Source organism: Bifidobacterium pluvialisilvae, from assembly GCF_019331695.1.
GTDB classification, from domain to species: Bacteria; Actinomycetota; Actinomycetes; order Actinomycetales; family Bifidobacteriaceae; genus Galliscardovia; species Galliscardovia pluvialisilvae.
In genome coordinates this window covers 194,783-216,315 of record NZ_JAHBBI010000002.1, presented here as the reverse complement: position 1 = coordinate 216,315, position 21,533 = coordinate 194,783, and the positions used below count along the sequence as shown (strand labels likewise).

At 65.0% G+C, this 21,533-nt stretch carries 12 protein-coding genes; 1 reads left to right on the top strand and 11 read right to left on the bottom strand.

The features are described from left to right. Nucleotides 1-37: 37 nt before the first annotated feature. The 6 genes from KIH77_RS02325 to KIH77_RS02300 all read right to left on the bottom strand — a co-directional run bounded on the left by KIH77_RS02325 (nucleotide 38) and on the right by KIH77_RS02300 (nucleotide 11,122). Nucleotides 38-1,840, bottom strand: coding sequence for an AMP-binding protein (locus KIH77_RS02325; RefSeq protein WP_219099469.1), 1,803 nt, complete (start codon nucleotides 1,838-1,840; stop codon nucleotides 38-40). 546 nt (nucleotides 1,841-2,386) lie between these two features. Next, on the bottom strand, nucleotides 2,387-4,951 hold the full coding sequence (locus KIH77_RS02320; RefSeq protein ID WP_219099468.1) for a Spy0128 family protein: 2,565 nt from the start codon (nucleotides 4,949-4,951) through the stop codon (nucleotides 2,387-2,389). A gap of 600 nt (nucleotides 4,952-5,551) precedes the next feature. Continuing rightward, the gene (araA, locus tag KIH77_RS02315; RefSeq protein WP_219099467.1) at nucleotides 5,552-7,069 is read right to left on the bottom strand and encodes an L-arabinose isomerase; all 1,518 of its coding nucleotides are present in this window, start codon (nucleotides 7,067-7,069) and stop codon (nucleotides 5,552-5,554) included. A 329-nt stretch (nucleotides 7,070-7,398) separates the two neighbouring features. Beyond that, nucleotides 7,399-8,091, bottom strand: a complete 693-nt coding sequence (locus KIH77_RS02310) for an L-ribulose-5-phosphate 4-epimerase (protein ID WP_219099466.1) — start codon at nucleotides 8,089-8,091, stop codon at nucleotides 7,399-7,401. Nucleotides 8,092-8,169: 78 nt separating this feature from the next. After that, a complete protein-coding gene (locus KIH77_RS02305; protein ID WP_219099465.1) occupies nucleotides 8,170-9,801 on the bottom strand; it encodes a xylulokinase in 1,632 nt (543 codons plus the stop codon). A gap of 232 nt (nucleotides 9,802-10,033) precedes the next feature. Further along, nucleotides 10,034-11,122, bottom strand: coding sequence for a LacI family DNA-binding transcriptional regulator (locus KIH77_RS02300; RefSeq protein WP_219099464.1), 1,089 nt, complete (start codon nucleotides 11,120-11,122; stop codon nucleotides 10,034-10,036). A gap of 349 nt (nucleotides 11,123-11,471) precedes the next feature. On the opposite strand from KIH77_RS02300, the gene KIH77_RS02295 reads away from it, so the two are divergent. Beyond that, complete coding sequence (locus tag KIH77_RS02295; RefSeq protein ID WP_219099463.1) at nucleotides 11,472-12,413, top strand: AEC family transporter; 942 nt, start codon at nucleotides 11,472-11,474, stop codon at nucleotides 12,411-12,413. A 208-nt stretch (nucleotides 12,414-12,621) separates the two neighbouring features. Here KIH77_RS02295 and KIH77_RS10405 read toward each other — a convergent pair whose 3' ends face one another. From KIH77_RS10405 to KIH77_RS02265, 5 genes are all read right to left on the bottom strand, one after another. After that, entirely contained in the window at nucleotides 12,622-15,069 is a 2,448-nt protein-coding gene (locus KIH77_RS10405; protein ID WP_308283141.1) for an acyltransferase family protein, read from the bottom strand. Nucleotides 15,070-15,380: 311 nt separating this feature from the next. Further along, nucleotides 15,381-16,709: a Maf family nucleotide pyrophosphatase gene (locus tag KIH77_RS02280; protein ID WP_219099462.1), complete on the bottom strand. Its 1,329-nt coding sequence runs from the start codon at nucleotides 16,707-16,709 to the stop codon at nucleotides 15,381-15,383. Nucleotides 16,710-16,866: 157 nt separating this feature from the next. Next, complete coding sequence (gene thrB, locus KIH77_RS02275; protein ID WP_219099461.1) at nucleotides 16,867-17,913, bottom strand: homoserine kinase; 1,047 nt, start codon at nucleotides 17,911-17,913, stop codon at nucleotides 16,867-16,869. A 234-nt stretch (nucleotides 17,914-18,147) separates the two neighbouring features. Next, nucleotides 18,148-19,458, bottom strand: a complete 1,311-nt coding sequence (locus KIH77_RS02270; protein ID WP_219099460.1) for a homoserine dehydrogenase — start codon at nucleotides 19,456-19,458, stop codon at nucleotides 18,148-18,150. A gap of 411 nt (nucleotides 19,459-19,869) precedes the next feature. Beyond that, nucleotides 19,870-21,516 carry a diaminopimelate decarboxylase family protein gene (locus KIH77_RS02265; RefSeq protein ID WP_219099459.1) on the bottom strand — a complete coding sequence of 549 codons (1,647 nt, stop codon included), beginning with the start codon at nucleotides 21,514-21,516 and terminating at the stop codon, nucleotides 19,870-19,872. Nucleotides 21,517-21,533: the final 17 nt, after the last annotated feature.

Sequence of the window (21,533 nt, the reverse complement as noted above, 5' to 3'; positions counted from 1 at the left end):
GTCTTATGCTCCCTTCGTTGTCGTTCCCGGCACGTCGTCAGTCCGACGTGCCGGCCTTGCGTTTCCGCACGCTTTCGATCACCTTGAAACGACGGATCTTCTGGGTCGTGGTCTTCTCGAACTCGTGGTCGGAGATCGTCACGTCGTTGATGCGTTTGTATGACGGCACGGTCTTGTTGAACTCGCGGACGTCCTGCATAAGCCTGTCGTGGCGGGATCGTTCGTCGCCCAGTCCGAGCCGGTCGCATTCGTCGTCGTCGAGGAAGCACACGGCATAGATGCCGGTGCCCGCCTCGTCGGCGTAGACCACGGATTCCCGCACGTAGGAGATGTCGTGCATGAGATGGTCCTCGATGTCCTCGGGGCTCACGTTCTTGCCGTTGGCAAGGATGATGAGGTTCTTGAGGCGGCCGGTGAGGAACACGTAGCCGTCCTTGTCGATGTGGCCGAGGTCGCCGGTACGCAGCCATCCGTCGTCGGTGAAGACCGCGGCCGTGTCCTCGGGCATCTTGTAGTAGCCGAGCATCACGTTGTCGCCCTTCACCTGGATCTCCCCGTCGCCCTTCTCGTCCTGGTTCGCGGCGCGCACCTCGATGTTCGGGATGACGTGTCCGACCGAACCGGCCCGGCGGAAGTGGTCGCCGGTCGTGGCCACCAGGGGCGCGCATTCGGTGATGCCGTAGCCGTTTTTCACGGTGACGCCGATGCTGTCGAGGAAGGATTCGGTGTGATGGTCCAGCGGGGCGCCGCCGCAGATGACCATGGAGAAGTTGCCGCCAAGGCCCTGCAGCACGGGTTTGAAGAACTTGCGGCGACGGTCGATGCCGACGGCGCGCAGCAGCCCGCTGACCTTCATGCCGTACTGGAGGTGGCCCCACAGGCCGTTCCTCTTGGCTTCTATGGTGATCTTGCGTACGAGCAGATCGAGCATCATGGGCACCATGCTCGACATCTCGGGGCCGAAATGCTCGAGGTTGCGGGCCACGTGCCGCAGGTCGTCGTTGATGGCCACCGTGGTGCCCTCCCAGATGGAGCAGATGATGTTGCACACCAGCTCGTAGGTGTGGTTGATGGGCAGCACCGACAGGTTCGTCCTGCGGTAGGTGACGAGCTGCCGGGCGCCCTTCATCACCGTGACGATGTTGCGGTGGCAGAGCATCACGCCCTTGTTCGCGCCCGTGGTGCCGGAGGTGAACACGAGCAGGCTCATCGCGTCGGCGTCGATGGGGGCTTCGGTGAAGGAGACGTCGTGTGCGCGCAGCAGTCCGCGGCCATGCTTCACCAGTTCCGTGTAGGCGTAGTAGTCGCGGCCGGTGTCCTGCGCGGCGAGGCGCTTGAGCAGGTCGACCGTCGGCCCGGTGCCGCGCATCACGATGACGGCCCGCACCCGGGGCAGTCTGGCGAGCAGCGGTTCGAGTTTGGCGAGGAACGATCCCTCGCAGAAGATGGCGTCGACGTCGGCGAAGTCCAGCTGTTCGACCATGGTGTCCGGGTCGAGCAGACGGTCGATGGGCACGGCGCATCCCACGCCGTTCATCGTGGCGAGGAACCCGGTGATCCATTCGATGGAGGTGCCTCCGATGAAGGCGATATGCGTCTGGGCTAGGGAGTCCCCGCGGCTGCGCTCCGACCCGTTGAACGGGGCGGGCAGATGCATGAGCGCGGTGCCGAGCGCGTCGATGTTGCCGGCGAATCCTCGGAAGGTGATGGCGCTTTCGTACACCGGCGTCTCGATCTGTCGGTAGGCGATCCTGCTGGAGTACTTCCGCTTCGCATAGTTGACGGCGTCGCGCAGGTTGCTTATCTTCTCCAGCTGCGGGATTCTGTAGAACCGTCTCATCGGTCGCCTCCGACTCCGGCCGTGGTGAATCGGTCCTTCCCTCGGACCCGAACATGCCGTACGCTCATGCTGCGCCTCCCCCTCTCGCGCATCGATGTCGCGGCGGGCGCTTCCCCGCATGACATGTGCGATGGCGAACGATGACGAATATTGTTTTTGAAACCCCTCTGGTCATGAATCTACCCGGCCGTTCCATCGGGGCAAAGCACCCCAACCCCACCCCCGGGGATTGGCGACATGCACCCCGTACCGGATGGGGCGATTGGAAACTTGATGTTTCATTGACGTTGGCTGAATCCACGTCTTCATAAGAGCTTCACAAAAAGTTATTCGTCACGACATCGTCGATATGCCGAGGTCGCGGATGTGTCGGCGCATCCGTCGCCATACGTGATGGGCCCCATGAACGCAGGAAGCCGGGGAGCCGTCCATCATGCACATGATGGAGGCTCCCCGGCTTCTTCCGGATTGCGGTCGGACCGCCGGTCAGCGGACTGCCGGCCAGTATGGACCGCGCATCCGCCGGTCACGCATGAGGACTCATACTCATGCGCGGCGGCGACGGATGGCGATCACACCGGCGCCGGCGGCCACGATGGCCAGTGCGGCGATGCCGGCGACCGCGGCGCCCGTGCGGCTGAGCTGCTTGGCCGGGGCGGTCTGGTTCTGCTGCTGGACCTGCGGCTTCTCGGTCGGGGTGGTGGGCTTGTTCGGCTGCGGCTTCTCGACGGGCTTGGCCGGGGTGAGCGGCGTGGCCGGAATCGAGGTGTGGTTGACGAACGCGATGGCGTCGGCCGGGGTCTTCGTGCCGTCGGCCGAGGTCTTCTCGATGGCGGTCTTCGTGATGGTCAGTCCGCCCTTGGTGTCGTCGGCCACGGTGTACGTGACGGTGTAGGTGGTGTCGTCGTACTTGACGTTCTTCTGGGCGTCGTTGGTCTCGGCCACCTTGTAGACGTACGTGCCGGCCTTGTCGAACGTGACGGTGCCGAAGCTCACCTTGCCGTCGGCGTCGTTCTTCGCCGTGGGCTGCTGGAACTTCGGGGCGTCGGCGTCGTCGGAGGCGGCGGTGAAGGAGAACTGGCCGTCGGCGAGCTTGGTGCCGGCGAGGGTCTTCTTGGCGGTGAGCGGGTCGGAGGTCACGTCGCCGGAGACGGCGTACGTGTTCTTGAACTCGTTGCTGGCGTCGCCGGGCTTGGCGACGGCTTCGAGCTGGCCCTTGCCGTTGTCGGTGACCGTCACGTTGACCACGTAGGCGTGGGCGTCGTAGGTGACGCCGGGGATGTCGCCCTTGGTCTCGCTGATCTTGAACGAGTAGTCGCCGGCCTTGGCGAAGGTGACATCGCCGAAGCTGAAGGCGTGGTCCGGGGTCTTGCCGTCGACGGTCACGGTGGTGTCCTTGGGCAGCGTCACGTCGTCGGCCTTGATGGCCGCGGCAGTGGCGTCATCGTTGGCGGCGAGGGTGAAGGCGAACTTGTCGGTGTCGAGCCACTTGTCGCCCTCACGGCCGGTGAACGTCTTGGTGCCCTTGAGGTAGTCCTTGCCGCTGAGGGTCGCGGGCTTGGCCTCGTAGGTGTTGGTCACGGTGATGGTGCCGGAGTCGGCCGTGCCGACAGCGAACTTCTTGTCGTTGTCGCCGGAGATGGCGACGGTGTAGCCGTCGCCGGGGGTCGGTTCCTTGACGCTCCACGTGTAGGCGTCGAGTCCGGCGGGGACGATGACGTCCTTGGTCCAGCCGTCCTGTTCGGTCAGCGTGACGTCAGCGTACTTCGCGCCGTCCTTGTCGAGTTCGACGGTCACGTCGGACTTCGGGCCGTTCCCCTCCCAGACCTTCTTGATGGTGACCTTGGAGACGGGCACGGTGATGTTGCCGTGGAGCAGCGTGACCGGAGTGCCGTGGTTCACGGTCTCCTTGCCGTTGACCGTGGTGACGACGTCGTAGCTCACGGTGGCGTCGTCGTTGGACGGCAGCGTGGATTCCTTGCCGTTCTTGACGGCCTGGTCGTAGGCGGCCTGGGTGGGCTTGAGCTTCACGGAGATCTCGTACTTGACCGGGTCGAGCTTGGAATCGCCGAGGTTCCAGGTGATGGTCTTGCCGTCGACGGCGGGCGTCGGGGCTTCGGCCCACGGCTTGCCATCCTTGGTGGCGGTGAACTGCGGAGTGCCGTCGGCGAAGGTCACATACTCGGAGAGCGCGTCAGTGATGACGACGTTGCGGTAGGCGGCGGAGGTGGTGATCTTCTCGTAGATGCTGTTGAACGCGTCGTTGAGCTTGGTGGAGTCGCTGCCGTCAAAGAAGGTGCCGTGGGTCTCCCTGGCAAACTCGCTCATCCGAGCATTGGCCTCGGGGGCGGCGCTCACCGAGTAGAGCTCGGCGTTGCCGCGCTTGTTGGCCTCGGCGACGGCGGCCTCGAAGTTCTTACCGTCGTTGTCGTCGTGCCCAGTGCCGGAGATGTCGGAGCACTGCTCATGCCACCCCCAGCCAGTGCAACTGCGACCATTACGGTAGGTGGGCTGGCCATCGGAGAGGAACACGATGTACTTGGCGGAATCGCGGTCAGTGGTCCGGGCGTTGGCCTTCTCGAGGGCGTCGTCCCAGTTGGTGCCGCCGTCCTGGCTCTCACCATCGGGACCGTTGCCAATGGCACGGTTCACGGCATTCGCATCGGTGGTCCAGGAGGTCGCCTGATTGGCACGCGAGGCGAACGTCACGACGGACATGCGCACGGTGCCGGACTTGGCGTTGTCAGCGGTGAGCAGCTTGTTCGCCAGACCGGTGGCGGCGTTCTTGGCGGTGTTGAAGCGGTTGCCCTCCATGCTGTTGGACTTGTCGACGACGAGCACGATGTCGGTCGGCGTGGTCTTGGTGACGCTGTCCTCGGCGGTCTTGCCGGTGACGCTCAGCTTCATGGTGTAGGTGCCGTCGTTGTTGCGGGTGACGGTCTTGGAGCTTTCAGGCTGCGGCAGTGCGGCCGTGGTCTCGGTGGCCGAGGCGACGCCGGCGCCGGCGATGGCCAGGGTGCCGAAGGTGGCGACGGATACGACAGCCGCCACGGCCGCCTTGACCATGCCGCGCAGACCGGTCTTCCCGGCATGCTTACGCAATGGACTCATTTCATTCTCCCCTCGCGCATGCACCGCATCGTGGTTGCCTCTTCAATGCGCGGCATGCGAAATAAGTGAATATCCGTGGATATAGTTCAATGAACCAAGCTAGACGTATTCCCCCTCTGGAATGAACCCCCTGACATGCCCTCGGGAATGATGCACCACTCCCCTGTCCAACGCTGTGCGATTGCGGTTGCTGCCGTCTGAAGATGCGATGAAATCCCCCGTTTTCACCGAATCGTCACATGATGTTTGTTCGGTCGTCATCGTTGACGTGCCGAAATCCGCCGGCATGGATACGAAAAAACAAAAGGGTCTTGTGGAAGTATCCGGTTGAGACCGGATTACTCCACAAGACCCTATACCTACCGAGGTATCGTCTCTCCCTCAGTCGGCCTGACGGCCGCCAGCTCCCTCATCAGAGGGAGCCGGGATGGAGTGTCCTCGATTGACACTCCGTTATGTAATGACGGTACCGGAGCTGATTGCCTTTGACAGAATAAAAACTGAATAACGTGTGCGGTATCGGTGTTGTGGAGGATGAAGGCGTACAAAAGTACGTCGATTCCTCCACAATGCCGATAACGCTCCGTTATTCAGTTTTTATCAGTGACGGTTGTTGAGGCGGTGGTACATTTCGCTCAGCTCCAGCTCCTTTTCGAACTGGCGCGTGGTGGTCTGGTCGTCGATGACGGCGAGTTCGACGCCGGCGATGCGGGCGAAGTCCTCCCAGGCTTCACGACCGACGGAGGTGGTCATGCAGGTGTGGTGGGAGCCGCCGGCGGTGATCCAGCACTGGACGGCGGTCTTGAGGCTCGGCTGCGGCTTCCAGACGGCGCGGGCGCAGGGGAGTTCCTTGAGGGAGCCCTGGGGCTCGACGACGTCGACGACGTCCATGAGGAGGCGGAAGCGTTCGCGCTCGTCGGCCATGGAGACGACGACGGCGTCCTTCTTGGGCTTGCCGGAGAAGACGAGGCGGACCGGGTCGGCCTTGCCGCCGATGCCGAGCGGGTGGATTTCGAGCTTCGGCTTGGCGATGGTGCCGATGGCCGGGGAGACCTCGAGCATGTGGGAGCCCATGTCGAGTTCGTTGCCTTCGGTGAAGTTGTAGGAGTAGTCCTCCATGAGGGAGGCGCCACCTTCAAGGCCGTAGCCCATGACGGCGCCGATGCGGACGAGGACGGAGGTCTTCCAGTCGCCTTCGGCGGAGAAGCCCCAGCCGTATTCGGACGGGAAGCGCTGCGGGCCGACGCCCGGGAGCTGCGGGAGGGCGCCGAGGTCTTCGAAGTTGTCGACGCCGGCGGTGCAGCCGTTGGCGCGCATCATGTTGACCATGGCGGCCTCTTCCTTGGCGGCGATGAAGAGGGAGTCGTACTTGGCGTCGAGGAGGGCGGGGTCGATGTCGTACTTGGCCTTGTAGTCCTCGATGAGTTCCTTGACCTGGTCGTCCTTGACGGCGTCGTAGGCGGCGACGAGCTCGTTGACGGCCCAGGTGTTGATGGAGGCGCCGAAGACGCGCTCGGCTTCGGTCTTGTCGCCTTCGGTGACGGCGACGTTGCGCATGTTGTCGCCCCAGCGCATGACCTTCATGTTGTTGGAGGCGTCCCAGCCGGCGCAGGCGCGGGCCCAGGTGCCGACCTTTTCGGCGACTTCGGGGTCGGTGTAGTGGCCGACGACGATCTTGCGCGGGATGCCGAGGCGGGAGACGATGTAGCCGAACTCACGGTCGCCGTGGGCGGCCTGGTTCAGGTTCATGAAGTCCATGTCGATGGTCTCCCACGGGATCTCCTTGTGGTGCTGGGTGGCCAGCTGGAGGAGCGGCTTGGTGAGGACTTCGAGGCCACGGATCCACATCTTGGCCGGGGAGAAGGTGTGGCACCAGGTGATGACGCCGATGACGTTGGGGTTGGCGGAGGCTTCGACCATGAATTCCTTGACGCCGTCGGAGGACTTCAGGGTGGGCTTGAGGACGATCTTGGCGGGGATCTTGCCGGTCTTGTTGAGGTAGTCGACCATTTCGCCGGAGTGGATGGCGACCTGGCGCAGGGCTTCCTCACCGTAGAGGTCCTGCGAGCCGACGCCGAACCAGATTTCCTTGCCCTCGAAGGGGTTTTCGAATGCCATGTTTGGCTCCTTTTGTGTTGTTGGTTACTCCATTGTGGAAGTGTGTGTGGTGGGGGCTGTGACCGTGTGGGTCTCTCCCCCGGTCAGCCTTCGGCTGCCAGCCCCCTCGTCAGAGGGGGCCAAGGGACATACGTCCCATCTCGCCGAAGACGCTCCGTCCTGACGAGTGCGGATTCGGTGCGGTGGAAGGCGAAGGCGTACAACAGTACGTCGAGTCTTCCATCTCGCCGAAGACGCTCCGTCTGATGTGTGTGTCATCAAGGCGCAGGAGGCGAAGGCGTACAGATGGTACGTCGAGCCTCCTGCAACGCCGATGACACTCCATCAGATCAGTGCTGGCCGTAGACGTTCTGGTAGCGGTCGTTCAGCTTGTCAATGTCCGCCTGGTCAATTTCGATGATGTCGCCGAGCTGGCGGGCGGCCCACATGGTGTGGGCGACCTCTTCGGTCATGGCGGCGGCCTTGACGGCGCCTTCAGCGTCCTTGCCGATGGTGAAGGGGCCGTGGTTCTGCATGAGGACGGCGGGGGACTTGGGGTACTTCTTGAGGGTTTCGACGACGCCCTTGCCGATGGCTTCGGAGCCGATGAGGCGGAACGGGCCGACGGGGACGGGGCCGCCGAATTCGTCGCCCATCATGGTGAGGCCGCAGGGGATGTTCTGGCCGGTGGCGGCCCAGGCGGTGGCGTAGGTGGAGTGGGTGTGGACGACGCCGTACACGTCGGGCATGTTGCGGTAGATGTAGGCGTGGGAGGCGGTGTCGGAGCTGGGGGCTTCGGCGCCGTCGACGACGTTGCCTTCGAGGTCGGTGACGACCATGGAGTTGGGGGTGAGGTTCTCGTAGCGCACGCCGGAGGGCTTGATGACCATGAGGTCGGCGGTGTGGAGGCGCTGGGAGACGTTGCCGGCGGTCCAGACGACGAGGTTCCACTTGATGAGCTGCTGGTGGAGGTTGGAGACGACCTCGCGCACCTGCTTGACTTCGGCGCGAACTTCGGGACCATAGTCAGCCAACGTAGCCATGTTTGTTTTCCTTTCGATGGTTGCTTACATTCCAGGGCCTCCTCCGGGGAGGAGGCCGAAATCCTGTGATGTGCCGGGTTACTTGCTTTCGAGGTCGATGTTGCGCACGGCGCTCTTCTCGATGGCGAGTCCGGCCTGGAAGCGGGCGAAGAAGTCCTCGAAGCCTTCGACGTCCTTGGGGTCGGGGGTTTCGGTGGTGGACTGGGCGTCCTTGAAGACGCGCTGGTCGAGGTATTCGTCGAGCGGCCACGGGGTGTGCCACAGGTAGTCGGCGAGGACGGCCATGCCCCAGGCGCCGCCTTCGGCCGCGGTGGTCATGACCTTGATGGGGGTGTTGAATGCGGCGGCGAGAATCTTCTGGGCGACCTTCGGGGTGGTGAAGATGCCGCCGTGGCCTACGAGGGAGTCCACCTTGACCTCTTCGTCCTTGGTCATGACGTCCATGCCGATCTTGACGGGGCTGAATGCGCTGAACAGCTGGGCGCGCATGAAGTTGGCGAGGTTCATGTGGGCTTCGGGGCTGCGGGCGAAGAGCGGGCGGCCTTCTTCGAGGCCGGCGAGGAATTCGCCGGAGCGGAACGGGTAGTTGAGGAGTCCGCCGGCGTTGGCGTCGGCCTGGTCGCTGATGGCGAGGCGGAACAGGGTGCCGTAGAGGGCGCCGGTGTTGACGGGCTGGTCGATGGCCTTGGCGAATTCGCCGAAGAGGCCGACCCAGGCGTTGAGGTCGGAGGTGAAGTTGTTGGCGTGGCTCATGCCTGCGAGGTCGCCGGCCGGGGTGGTGACGAGGTCGACTTCGGGGTGGAGGCGGACGAGCTTCTTCTCGAGCACGACCATGGCGAAGATGGAGGTTCCGGCGGAGACGTTGCCGGTGCGCACGCGCACGGAGTTGGTGGCGACCATGCCGGTGCCGGCGTCGCCTTCCGGCGGGGCGAGCACGATGCCGGGCTGGAGCTTGCCGGAGGGGTCGAGCAGCTTGGCGCCTTCGGCGGTGAGTTCGCCTGCGGGGGTTCCGGCGACGAGCGGTTCGGGGAGCAGGTCCTCGATCTTCCACGGCTGGGCGGCGACTTCGGGCAGGGCGGAGAACTTGGCGAGGAGGTCCTTCTCCCACGTGTGGGTGGTGGGGTCGATGGGGAACATGCCGGAGGCGTCGCCGACGCCGAGCACCTTCCTGCCGGTGAGCTTCCAGTGCACGTAGCCGGCGAGCGTGGTGAAGTAGGCGACCTTGCCGATGTGCTCCTCCTTGTTGAGCACGGCCTGGTAGAGGTGGGCGATGCTCCAGCGTTCGGGGATGTTGTACTGGAACAGGTCGGAGAGCTTGAGGTGGGCTTCGTGGGTGTTGGTGTTCTGCCAGGTGCGGAACGGCACGAGCAGTTCGCCGTTCTTGTCGAAGGCGAGGTAGCCGTGCATCATGGCGGAGAAGCCGATGTGGCCCACGCGGGTCAGTTCGATGCCGTAGGCCTGGTTGACGTCCCATGCCATGGCGCCGTAGGCGCTCTGCAGGCCCTTCCAGATTTCTTCGACGGAGTAGCTCCACAGGCCGTCTTCGAGGTGGCTGGCCCACTGGTAGTCACCGGAGGCGATGGTCTTGTAGTTGTCGTCGATCAGGACGGCCTTGATTCGGGTGGAGCCGAATTCGATGCCGAGGGAGGTCTTGCCCGCGCGGATCTTTTCGACGATTCCCGAGATGTCCATGTCGGAGGCGTCGCTCATGTGTCTACTCCTTTTATCGGTCACTATGTGATTCCAACGTCGTCGTTGCGTCCATTCGGCGGCCTCCGACGGAAGGTATCGAAAACCACGGTGAGAACGCTCACATTCCATTACCTATGGTACAACCCGCCACGCCGATGCCGCAACACGAATCGATAACAAAATCGCGACATCGGCGACGTGTTCGCCGCCGCCCCCGATGGCGGACGGCGCGCCGCGAACCCCGCGCCGGTCAGCGCGTCGGCGCCGCCGTCGAGTCGCGCACGACGAGCGGCGCGCCGATCACCGCCACGCCATGCATCTTCGGCAGCTCGACCTTGTCGGCCGGGGTGCCGAGCAGCGAGAATAGCACGTCCATGGCGGCCACGCCGAGGGCCGAGAAGTCGGGGTGGATGGTGGTCAGCGGCGGCATGAGGTTGTCGGAGCCGGACATGTCGTCGTAGCCGACGAGGCTGACGTCGTCCGGCACGCGGAGCCCGTGCTCGCCGAGCGCACGACGCACGCCGATGGCCTGCAGGTCGTTGGCGGTCACGATGGCCGTGGGCAGCTGCGTCTTCGGGTCGTCCAACGTGCCGAGATAGCGTCCGAAGGATTCGTAGGCCGCCTGCGCGGACCAGTCGTCCACGGGCAGCGTCCGCGAGTCGATGCCGTGGGCGGCGCTCTCGGCCTCCCATGCCACGCGTCGCGTGACGGCGTCGCGCCAGTCGTGCGGGCCCGCCAGATACAGCGCGCGCGTATGCCCGAGTCCGGCGAGGTGCTCGGCTATGGTCCTCAGCGCCGACCACTGGTCGATGCCGAGGCACGCGATGGTCGGGTCCTTGGCCACGATGGATTCGATGTCGATGTCCGACGATCCGTGCGAGGCGGTGAGGACGATGCGCGGCGCCTTGAGTCGGGCGCTCAGCGCGGCGTCGACCATCGGCTCGGTGGGCGCCACGAACACGAACGCCTCCACGCCCTGGTCGAGGCACGAGTTCGCCACCTCCTCGAACGCCGCCTGCGTGTACTCGTGGTCGTTCATCATCGCGATGGACACGTACAGGCCGTGCTTGCGGGCCATGGACTCGATGGTCGAGATGGTGGAAAGGGGCCCGTGGTAGCTCATGCCGGCGGCGATCAGCGCGATGGTGCGCGTGCGCTGCGTGGCGAGCGCCCGGGCGGCGCTGGACGGCCGGTATCCCAGCTCGTCGATGGTGGCCTGGACCTTCGCACGCGTGGCGACCGACACGTTGGGCGAATGGTTGATCACGCGGGAGACGGTCTGATGGGAGACCCCCGCCGCACGGGCCACGTCGAAGATGGAGACGCGTTTGCTGGGCATGGAAAACAACCTCCGTAACTCGCTGCCAACGTCACGTCCGCCCTCGTCCCGACGATACTGCTGTCGGTCTGCCGCACGGCATCGGATAACCATCGACGGGGATCGCGCATGCATACCGCATGACGTATATCGATTCACATCGAAGAGTGAACGCTAACGGTTTCCTTTCTATCGTAACCGAACTGTTATCATGACGGCACCGACGCGCGCAATAGGAGGCGTCGAATCCGCCGTTCTTCACCACATGCCCCCATATTCGCCTCTCCCCCATGTTCGCCGGAATGGAAATATGGCCGTCGTAATACGTATGGTGTGGCAGTATTGACGCGTACCAAACGGAGGGAGCATCATGCCAGGCCTGTTGAGCGCAATGCAGGGGTTCTGTGTCATCGGCATCGTCATCGCGGTGGGATACGTCGCCGCACGCATGCACATCGGCGGCCCCCAGGGCCAGATGGTGCTCAACCGGTTCAGCTTCTTCGTCTCGAGCCCATGCCTCATGTTCGCCATCCTGTCGAAGGAGCCGATCTTCGAGATCTTCCATTCGTCGATCATCGTGGCGTTCTTCTCGGCGGCCATCGTCGGCGTGCTGTTCATCGTCCTCAACCGTCTGTTCTTCCACATGGGCGCGGCCGACACGACGATCGGCGCGCTGAATTCGCTGTACCTCAACTCCAACAACATCGGTCTGCCGATCGCCACGTACATCCTCGGCAACCCGGCGCTGGTCGCGCCGATCCTCGTGATGCAGCAGGCCATCTTCACGCCCGTGGGACTGACCGTCCTCGACGTGACGACCAAGGGCAAGGTGTCGGTCAAGGAGATCGTCAGACAGCCGCTGCACCAGCCGCTGCTCATCGGGTCGCTGCTGGGCATCGTCCTGTCGGCCGTGAACGCCAAGACCGGATGGTTCCTGCCGGACTATCTCTTCGACCCCATCAAGATGATCGGCGACTCCGCGGTGCCGATGATCCTCATGGCGTTCGGCATGTCATTGCACGGCACCCGTCCGATGCAGCAGAAGTCGTCGCGTCCGGCCATCTTCACCGTCGCCATCCTGAAGAACATCGTGATGCCGATCATCGCGTTCCTGCTCGCGTACTTCGTGATGGGGTTCCGCGGGGCGACGCTGTACGCGTGCGTGGTGCTCGCCGCGCTGCCGACCGGACAGAACGTGTACAACTACGCGGCGCGGTACAACGTGGGTCTTACGTTCGCGCGCGACGGCATCCTGATCTCCACGATGACGTCGCCGGTGTTCATCGCCATCATCGCGGCGCTGCTGAGCTGACGGTCGACGTACGGACGGCTCCACGTACGTTCCCGACCCACAAAATCCACGTACGTTCCCGACCTACACACAAATGTGTCCCCCGACCCACAAAACCGGCAACATACGGGCCAAAACACCCGTTCTCCGGTATTTATGGTGCCTTTTGGTCGTTATTCCGCGGAAAAACGACCGAAAAGCACCATAAAGTGGGAACGGGGGTTCCGGTTTACCGGCCGCAGATGGCCTGACGCAACATCGTGGCGTACGCCTCGGCGCCGGTGATGCCGGGGTGGATGCCGTCCTCGCCGAAGTACTCGCTGTGGCCCTCGCTGTATCCATGCCAGTCGATGATGCCGACGTTGGGGTTCTTCGCGGCGGCGGCCCGCAGCATCTTGTTGTTGTTGGTCTCCTGCCACGGATACGGCATGCGGATGGTCACGAAGAACGTGGGCTTGCCGCCGGTCGCGTCGATGAGCTTCTGCACCTCCTGCTCGTTCTCGATGATGCCGTTGGTGCCGAGTCCGAAGATGACGACGCTGCCATCATGCCCCGCGGCCACGTCGGTGCGGTAGATGCCTTCGGCCTCGGGCATCTGACGGTTCGGCTTGCCATCGATGTAGCCGTTGGGGAATGTCTCGCGGATGAAGTCCGACGTGCCGGAGGTCACGGAGTCGCCGACCATGGTGATGTCGGCGCTGCAGCTCTGCGTGGCGGCATCGTAATGGTATTTGGAGATGTCGAAGTTGTTCGGCACCTTCTCGGCCTTGGACTTGACGCTCGGCGTCGACTTGGTGGCCGCCGGCGTGGGTGTGGTCTTCTTCGGTCTGGGCTTGGGCTTCGGCTTGAGCGGTTGGCCGGGCGCGACCTCCTGGGCGAGCGCCGGATTGAGCTGGATGGCGCGGGCGCGGGCGACCTGCGCCCAGTTGACCGGCGCGAACGTGAGCGCGAGCACGGTGATGACGCCGAGCACCGACATGATCCACGCGCCGGGGCGGAGGCCGGAATCGCGCATGACGCCGAGCAGGGAGCGCCGGGAAGGCGGACGGTTCGTGGAGGATCCGGCATCGGCCGATGCCGCGTCTTCCGCGACTCGGACCTGGTCGCCACGGTCGGGCTGCATGGGATATGGCGTCCGTTCGCCCTTCGGCAGGGCCACTTTGGTGACGTTGAGGTCGGTGTCCTCATCGCTTTCGAATTCGGAGAGCGCCTCGACGAGATCGTCGGACGACCGCGCCGCCTCGAACTCCTCGACGACATGGAGGTTACGCTGCGGCAGTCCATGCGCCTCGACGACGCTGGAGCCCGCGCCGATGAACACGGGCGCGGCGTTCGGGTCCTGCGGGTTCGGGGCGGGTCGGTTCTGTGCGGACGGCTGCGGGGTTGCGGTTCCGGGCGCCGAGTCGTTACCGGCCTGGCCGCCGGCGACGTCGGCCGCCGATGCGCTTTCGGCCATGCGCGCGCCGCCGCGATGCTTGCGTGCGGCTTCGACCAACTGGTAGAACACCTCGCCGACGACGAGGATGACGGCGATCTGGATGATCCACCCCCACCAGGGCAACGCCTCGGTACGGGTGGCGGGGTTCATGATCTGCAACAGCGGATAATGCACGAGATACAGGCTGAACGAGCGTGATCCGATATAGCGCAGGGGCTGGGCGCCGAGGATCTTCGCCCAGATGGAATCGTTGTTCACTGCGCAGGCGAGCATGGCCAACGACACGATGGCCGTGACGAGATACCCGCCCTGATACATGTAGGAGAGATAGCCGTTGGCGAACCAGAAGCCCGCGAGCAGCGCGGCGAGCGCGAACGCGCCGACGATGTTCGCGGCGATGACGGCGGCACTGCGCTTCGGCGAGGCGGGAGCCGGCATCGGGACGGGCGCGACGGGCCGCGGCTCGGACGGCATGGGGACGCCCGGCAGGCCGTCGACGGTCCTCGACGGCATCGGCGCGGGAACGGATGCGGCCGGCGCCGGCACGGTCCTCGGCGTCATCCAGATGGCGAGCAGGGCGCCGGCGGCGAGTTCGGCGAGACGGGTGTCGAGACCGTAGTACACGCGTGACGTGCTGGCCGGGTCGAACATCAGGAACATCGCCGTGGAGGAGGCGGCCATGATGACGATGACGATTATGGAACGGATCCACTTGGATTTCGTAAGCTTGCCGAAGGCGAGCATGGCCAGCGGCCAGAGAATATAGAACTGCATGGTGACGCCGAGGAACCACAGATGGGTCAGCGGCGAGGGTAGGCCGGCGGCCTGGAAGTACGGGACCTTGCGGAAGATGTACACCCAGTTGCTGGCGAACAGGGCGCTGGGCAGGGTGTCGGAGACGACCTTCTGCAACAGGCTCGGCGCGAACAGCCAGACGAGGGCGGGCGTCAGGACGAGGGTCGCGAGGATCGGCGGCCAGATGCGTTTGATGCGGCGAATCAGATATCGTCCGTAGCCGAACGTGCCGGTGGAGTCGACGGCGTTCAGCACCGTGCGCGTGGTCAGGAATCCGGTGACGGCGAAGAACATCGTCACGCCGATGAATCCACCCTGCAATAACGACGGCCGCGTATGGAATGCGATGACGCCGATGATGGCCAATGCCCTGATGCCATCGATTCCGGCGAAATGCACGTGCTTCGTCGGCCGTGGCGAGGTCTTCTCTCCGTTTTCACTCACAGGCTACAGCATACCCCCGCGCCCGAGCCCATAGGTATACAAACGATGAAGATGCCACGGCAATATGTATGTCATCCCAAGCGAACGACTTCGCACATGTCATCCCGAGCGAGCGCCCGCCCCTGTCATCCTGAGCGAGCGCCTTCACATGTCATCCCAAGCAAGCACGCCCTAATATGTCATCCCAAGCGAACGACTTCGCACATGTCATCCTGAGCGAGCGAAGCGAGTCGAAGGATCTTCCCTCACAACGCCCCAAGATCCCTCGACTCCGTCGCTCAGCGCCCCCGGACGGCAAACGGTCCAGCCGGCTACGCCACATACGTGGCGGCGATGTGGCGCAGTCGCTCCTCGAATCGGGGCCAATCGGTCTTCATGGCGGTCAACAGCTTGAGATCCTTGACCTTGTCGAACGGAATCCATGCGATCTCGAGGCTCTCATCGTCGTTGGCGCGCGGCTCGACGGTGTGCCCCGGCTTCTCGAACGCGAAGACGGTGGTGTATCCCCACGGACCGTGATCCTCGAGATACGATCCGACGACGGTGATGTTCTCGGGGCGGATGTTCGCCTCCTCGAAGCTTTCGCGCAGGGCGCCCTCGAGTGGGCTCTCGCCGTCGGCGATGGCGCCGCCGGGAATGCCCCACGTGCCGCCTTCCGCGCTCCACAGGGCGCGATGCTGCATGAGCACGTCGGTGATCTCGCCGGTCTCCGCGTCGCGGCGCGCCAGTAGCACGCCAGCGGCGCCGTTGAGCCCCCAGTGCTTGCGGCCGCATGCGCAGTCGATGAAGCCGTCGCCGGGCTGGAGCACGTTCTCCTTGGGGGTCTCCCATTCGGAGTTGATGGTGTCGGCGCCCTGCTGGGTGTTGCGGTCCAGATTCCACAGGTCGGTCCAGGCGATGTCGAGTTCACCGACCAGCTGACGGGTGAGCGGCAGGCTCAGGCCGATGATGCCGCTCGGATCGCCCTGGATGCCGTCGATGAACGCGCCGCCGAAGCCGTCGAGCGTGAAGGATCCGGCCACTTCAAGCGGCTCGCCCGTGGCGATGTAGCGTTCGATGTCGTCGTCGGAATAGTTCGCGAACGTGACCTCGGCGTGGCTGGCGCGGCTCACCATGCGACCGGTGGCGGCGTCGATCACGCAGTGACCGGTCCACAGGGTGCCGGTGCGGCCACGCATGAGCCGCAGACGCTCCCGTGCGTGCTCCACGGTGTGCGGCTTGCCGTAGGGCACGCCGTCGAGCTCGAACATGGAGTCGCAGCCGATGATGAGCGGCCCCGCCATCGCATCGGTCATGCCGCGGTGCTCGGCGAGGGCCTCGCGAATCGTGGTGGTCTCGGCGATGGTGCCGAAGCCGTCGTCGAGCGGCCTCGAGACATGCTGCTCCCCCACCGCGGTGGCGGCGGTGGCGGAAATGGCGAGATAGTCGCGGTACACGGCGGCGGCCTTGGCGCGGGCCAGTAGCGGCACACGCTCCCGCGTGGTCATGTCGTCGGGGCTGATGCCTTGCTGGGCGGCGGTGTTCACCACGACCGCGGCCTCGTCCACATGCGACACGCGAATCGTGGGCCGTATGCCGGCGTGGAACAGCACGTCGCGGCGCGCCTTGGACTTCGACGCGAGAATCACCGGAATCGCCACAGCGTACCAGCCTTTCCTAGCAGGCGAGAACCGCGTCAACGGTCATCGCGACAATCGTAAAAATCAACGATGTGGACGACTTTCCATCGCCCACATCACACAAGCCCGTCAATGATACCCCGGCAGGTCGTCACCCCGGCTTCTCACCCCTGGGCCGTCACCGCTCCTCCGGGCCGTACAGCACGCCCTGGCGGTCGATGGCCGGATGCAGCATGCGCCAGTGGCTTGCCGACAGCCAATGCTCGAACAGCAGGTTGGTCAGGGCCGCGGTGTCGTCGCCCTCGTGCAGCACCAGCACGCACGGACCGGCGCCGGAGATCGTGGACGCATAGCCGTGCGAGCGCAGGAACGTCATCAGCTCCCACGACTGCGGCATGAGATGGCTGCGGTAGAACTGGTGCAGGGTGTCGCCGGTGGCGGAGAACAGCAGCGCGTTGGTGTCGCGGCTGGCGGCGCCGCTCATGGCCGCCGGCAGCAGCGCCATACGCGAGACGTTGAACAGCGCGTCCTTGCGCGGCACCTCAAGCGGCAGCGCCTTGCGCGCCTCCTCGGTGGAGAGCTTGTAGTCGGGCACGAACACCCAGGCGTTGATGCGCTCGCCCACCGGATAGTTCACGGTATGGTATCCGCCCTTGAACGGTTCGGGGGAGCCCGGGAAGAGCGCCCCGTCACCGGTGACGGGCACGACGTTCGGTTCCTTCGACGACGGCACGTCGCAGATCGGCACCTCGGTCTTCGGCTCGAAGTCCCAGGAGACGGTCATGCCGCCGTACACGGCCGGGGCCACATTGTCGGGATGTCCCTCGATGTGGGCGGCGAGGTCGAAGATGAAGTCGCGGGCGTCATCGCCGTAGCCGGCGAACGCCACCGCCGCGGAGACACCGGCCACGATGGCCTCGGCGGAGGAGCCCATGCCGCGCTCCTGCGGGATGCGGTTGTGCGCCACGAGGCTCACACCGGCCTGCGGCAGGCCGAGCTCATCGAGCGTACGGCGGAATGTGCGGACCACCAGGTGCGATTCGTCGCGCGGGAGCGTGTTCTCCCCCTCGCCGTGGATCTCGATCTGTGTGCCGGCGGACGGCGTGAGCCGGAAGCTCAATTCGTCGCGTACGCCGAGGGCCAGTCCGGCGGTATCGAAACCGGGGCCGAGATTGGCGCTGGTGGCGGGGACGGATACGCGCACGGCATCGGTGGCGAACTTCATAATGCTCCTTAGTCGAAAAACAAACGCTCCACTGTCATTCTGAGCGGAGGCCACTCTGTTTGTCATCCTGAGCGGAGGCCGAAGGCCGGAGTCGAAGGATCTTCCAGCGGAAAAGATTCTTCGACTCGCTACGCTCGCTCAGAATGACAGGGGGCAGTACCGCACGTCAACATGACAAGGGACAGTGCCGCACCGTCAGCATGACAGGGACGCACTGTCGGAACGGCATGGGAATCAGGCCATGACGCGCAGGATGGTGGCCTCGCCGGTCACGAAGTCCAGCTTGCTCACGGCCTCGACGGCCTCGCGCAGCGTGACCTCGTCGCACAGGTGGGTGACGAGACGCAGCTGCTGCAGTTCGCCGCTGTAGCCCGGCTCGTGCAGCGTGGGCTTGAGGTCCTGGTTCACGCCGTTGATGGAGAGGCCGCGCTTGGCGAACTCCTCGGCGATGGCGGCGAGCGTGCCCGGCTTGTCGTGAATCACGAAGCGCACGGCGAACGCGGACTTGGACGCGCTCAGCGGGGCCTTCGGCAGGTTCGCGTACATGGGGATGGACGGGCCGGTGCAGCCGTGCGTGATGTGGCGGGCCTCGGTGACGACGTCGCCGACCACGGCGGAGGCGGTCGGGTCGCCGCCGGCGCCACGGCCGTAGAACATGAGGTCGTCGGCGGCCTCGGCCTTGACGAACACGGCGTTGAAGCTGCCGCGCACGCTGGCGAGCGGATGCTCGTTCGGGATGAGCGCCGGGTACACGCGGGCGGAGATGCCGGCCTCGGTGTTCTCGCACACGGCGAGCAGCTTGATGACCTTGTTCTCGGCGGTGGCGGCGGCGATGTCGTCGGCAGTGATCTTGGTGATGCCCTCGACGGAGACGTCGTCTATGCGCACGTCGGTATGGAACGCGAGCGACGCCATGATGGCGGCCTTGTTCGCCGCGTCCTCGCCCTCGATGTCGCCGGTCGGGTCGGCTTCGGCGTAGCCCTTGGCCTGCGCGTCCTTGAGCGCCACGTCGAAGTCGAGGCCCTTGGTGGTCATCTCGTCGAGGATGTAGTTGGTCGTGCCGTTGACGATGCCCATGATGCTGGTGATCTTGTCGCCGACCATGGATTCGCGCAGCGGGCGCACGATCGGGATGGCGCCGGCGACGGCGGCCTCGAAGTAGAAGTCCACGCCCTTGGCCTCGGCGGCCGCGTAGATCTCCGGGCCGTACTTGGCGATGAGCGCCTTGTTGGCGGTGACGACGGACGCGCCGGATTCGATGGCCTTCATCACGAACGTGTGCGCGGCGGTCGTGCCGCCGATGAGTTCGATGACGATGTCGGCCCTGGTGCACAGGCCGGCGGTGTCGGTGGTGAGCAGCGACTTGTCGATCCACGGCACGTTGACCTCGTCCGGATTGAGGCAGGCGACGCCTACGAGCTCAATCGGGCGGCCGATGCGCTGCGCGAGTTCGTCGCGCTGCTCGACGATCAGCCGGGCGGTGGCGGAGCCGACCGTGCCGGCTCCCAGCAGCGCCACGCGAATCGGGGTTTCGTTCTGTGCCATATCCTTGCGTCCTTCCCAAAGACGGTGCGTATGCGTTGAAATTACAACCTATTCAATCCTACGGGTGCAAAGCGACAGGCAGCGGATTGCGCGCCCCCGTCCTCCCGGGCGGAGTCGAGACCGCAGCCGCCTCCCCGTCATCCGGGCGGAGTCGAGACCGCAGCCGCCTCCCCGTCATCCGGGCGGAGTCGGGGCGCAGCCACCTCCCCATCATCCGGGCGGACTTACGGCCGCAGCCACCTTCCTGTCATCCTGAGCGGAGGCCGAAGGCCGGAGTCGAAGGATCTTTGATCCTCAAAAACCATCAACACGATCCTTCGACTCGGCTTCGCCTCGCTCAGGATGACATGCTCACACCTCGCCTCGCTCAGGATGACGTTGAACCCAGGCCAGTCAGGCCTGTGTTCAACGTCAGTCCTGGTCGAGGTCCAGCAGATCGTCGATGGTCTGGCGGCGCAGCATCACGCTGGCGCCGGATTCGCCGATGCCCACGACGGCGGGGATGAGCGCCTGGTTGTAGTTGCTGGCCATCGTACGGCCGTAGGCGCCGGTGACGGGCACGGCGAGGATGTCTCCACGGTGCGTGTCGGCGGGCAGCCGCACCTCGTGCACCACGATGTCGCCGGATTCGCAATGCATGCCGACCACGCGGGCGAGCATGGTCTCCTTCGCGCCGGCGCGGTTGGCGAGCCGGGCCGTGTAGTCGGCTCCGTACAGCGCCGGTCGGATGTTGTCGCTCATACCGCCGTCCACGGAGACGTACACGCGTTCGTCGATGGGGTTGCCGGCGGAGTCCTTGGCGTCGGTGAGATGCACGGGCTTGACGGTGCCCACGCGGTACAGGGTCACGCCGGCGGGTGCCACGATCCAGCGTCCCGGCTCGAAGCTGATGGCGGGCGCGGGCATGCCGAGCGCGCGGTTGACGGCGGCGACCGCGTCGGCGAGGCGCTTGAGCTCCACGCGCACGTCCATGGAGTCCTCGCCGTCGGTGTAGGCCACGGAGTAGCCGCCGCCGAGGTCGACCTCGGGCAGCGTGTAGGCGTCGGTGGCGTAGAAGGTCTTACGAAGCAGCATCATGCGCTTGGCGGCCTGGATGAACGCGTCGGCGTCGTGGATGTTCGAGCCGATGTGCGAGTGGATGCCCACGAGTTCGAGGGCATCGGTGTGCGCGGCGATGGTCTTGAGCACGGCGAGCGCCGGCCCGTCGGCCACGGTGTTCATGGCGGCGACGAGCGCCTTGTCGGCGTCGGTGGCGTCGTCGTGGAGGGCGTACGGCGAGTTCTCCCCCACCTTCGGCTCCCCGCTCCCGCTGGCGGAAGTCGCCGCATCATCTGCCCCGCTCCCGCTGGCGGGAGCTGTCAGCGAAGCTGACTGAGGGTGGTTGGGCACATCCACACCCACTCCCTCCCCCAGTCCGTCGAGCACTCCGAGCGCCGCCGTGTCCGCGCCGGCGGGCAGCAGCGGCACGCCGAACTTCTGGTCCTCGTGCGCGGTGGAGATGTATTCGTGGCCGCCGGCGTGGATGCCGGAGGTCACGCGCAGCATGACCTTGGCGCGTTTGCCGAGCCGACGGGCGATGGCGGCGATGCGTTCGGGCTCGTCGGGCGAGTCGATGACGATCTTGGCGAAGTCGTTGGCGACGGCGAGTTCGATTTCGGCGTCGGATTTGTTGTTGCCGTGCAATACGAGGCGACGGCCGGGCGCGCCGGCGGCGAGCGCGATGCGCATCTCGCCCATGGTGCAGGTGTCGACGTACATGCCGGCGTCGATGACCTCGCGCACGATGCGCTTGGAGAGGAACGCCTTGCCGGCGAAGCTCACGTGCGTGGTGGAGTTGGTGAACGCGTCGGCGGCGGCGCGTACGAAGTACCGTGCGCGTGCGGCGACCTCGTCGGTGTCGATGAGGTAGAGCGGCGAGCCGAATTCGTCGAGGAGCGACGCGGCGGTCCGTCCGTGGAATTCGATGGCCCCGTCGTCGTCGATCGTCGTGACCGCCGGCCAGATCGGCGTGATGCCGCTTCCGAGTTCAACGTTTCGTCCCGCAGTCTTCTCACTCATCGTCGCTCCATTCTCGT

What these genes read in the sequence shown, in the direction of transcription:
- KIH77_RS02325 (WP_219099469.1), bottom strand. Translation starts at nt 1,840, where the DNA reads ATGAGACGGTTCTACAGAATCCCGCAGCTGGAGAAGATAAGCAACCTG.
- KIH77_RS02320 (WP_219099468.1), bottom strand. Translation starts at nt 4,951, where the DNA reads ATGAGTCCATTGCGTAAGCATGCCGGGAAGACCGGTCTGCGCGGCATG.
- araA (WP_219099467.1), bottom strand. Translation starts at nt 7,069, where the DNA reads ATGGCATTCGAAAACCCCTTCGAGGGCAAGGAAATCTGGTTCGGCGTC.
- KIH77_RS02310 (WP_219099466.1), bottom strand. Translation starts at nt 8,091, where the DNA reads ATGGCTACGTTGGCTGACTATGGTCCCGAAGTTCGCGCCGAAGTCAAG.
- KIH77_RS02305 (WP_219099465.1), bottom strand. Translation starts at nt 9,801, where the DNA reads ATGAGCGACGCCTCCGACATGGACATCTCGGGAATCGTCGAAAAGATC.
- KIH77_RS02300 (WP_219099464.1), bottom strand. Translation starts at nt 11,122, where the DNA reads ATGCCCAGCAAACGCGTCTCCATCTTCGACGTGGCCCGTGCGGCGGGG.
- KIH77_RS02295 (WP_219099463.1), top strand. Translation starts at nt 11,472, where the DNA reads ATGCCAGGCCTGTTGAGCGCAATGCAGGGGTTCTGTGTCATCGGCATC.
- thrB (WP_219099461.1), bottom strand. Translation starts at nt 17,913, where the DNA reads ATGAAGTTCGCCACCGATGCCGTGCGCGTATCCGTCCCCGCCACCAGC.
- KIH77_RS02270 (WP_219099460.1), bottom strand. Translation starts at nt 19,458, where the DNA reads ATGGCACAGAACGAAACCCCGATTCGCGTGGCGCTGCTGGGAGCCGGC.
- KIH77_RS02265 (WP_219099459.1), bottom strand. Translation starts at nt 21,516, where the DNA reads ATGAGTGAGAAGACTGCGGGACGAAACGTTGAACTCGGAAGCGGCATC.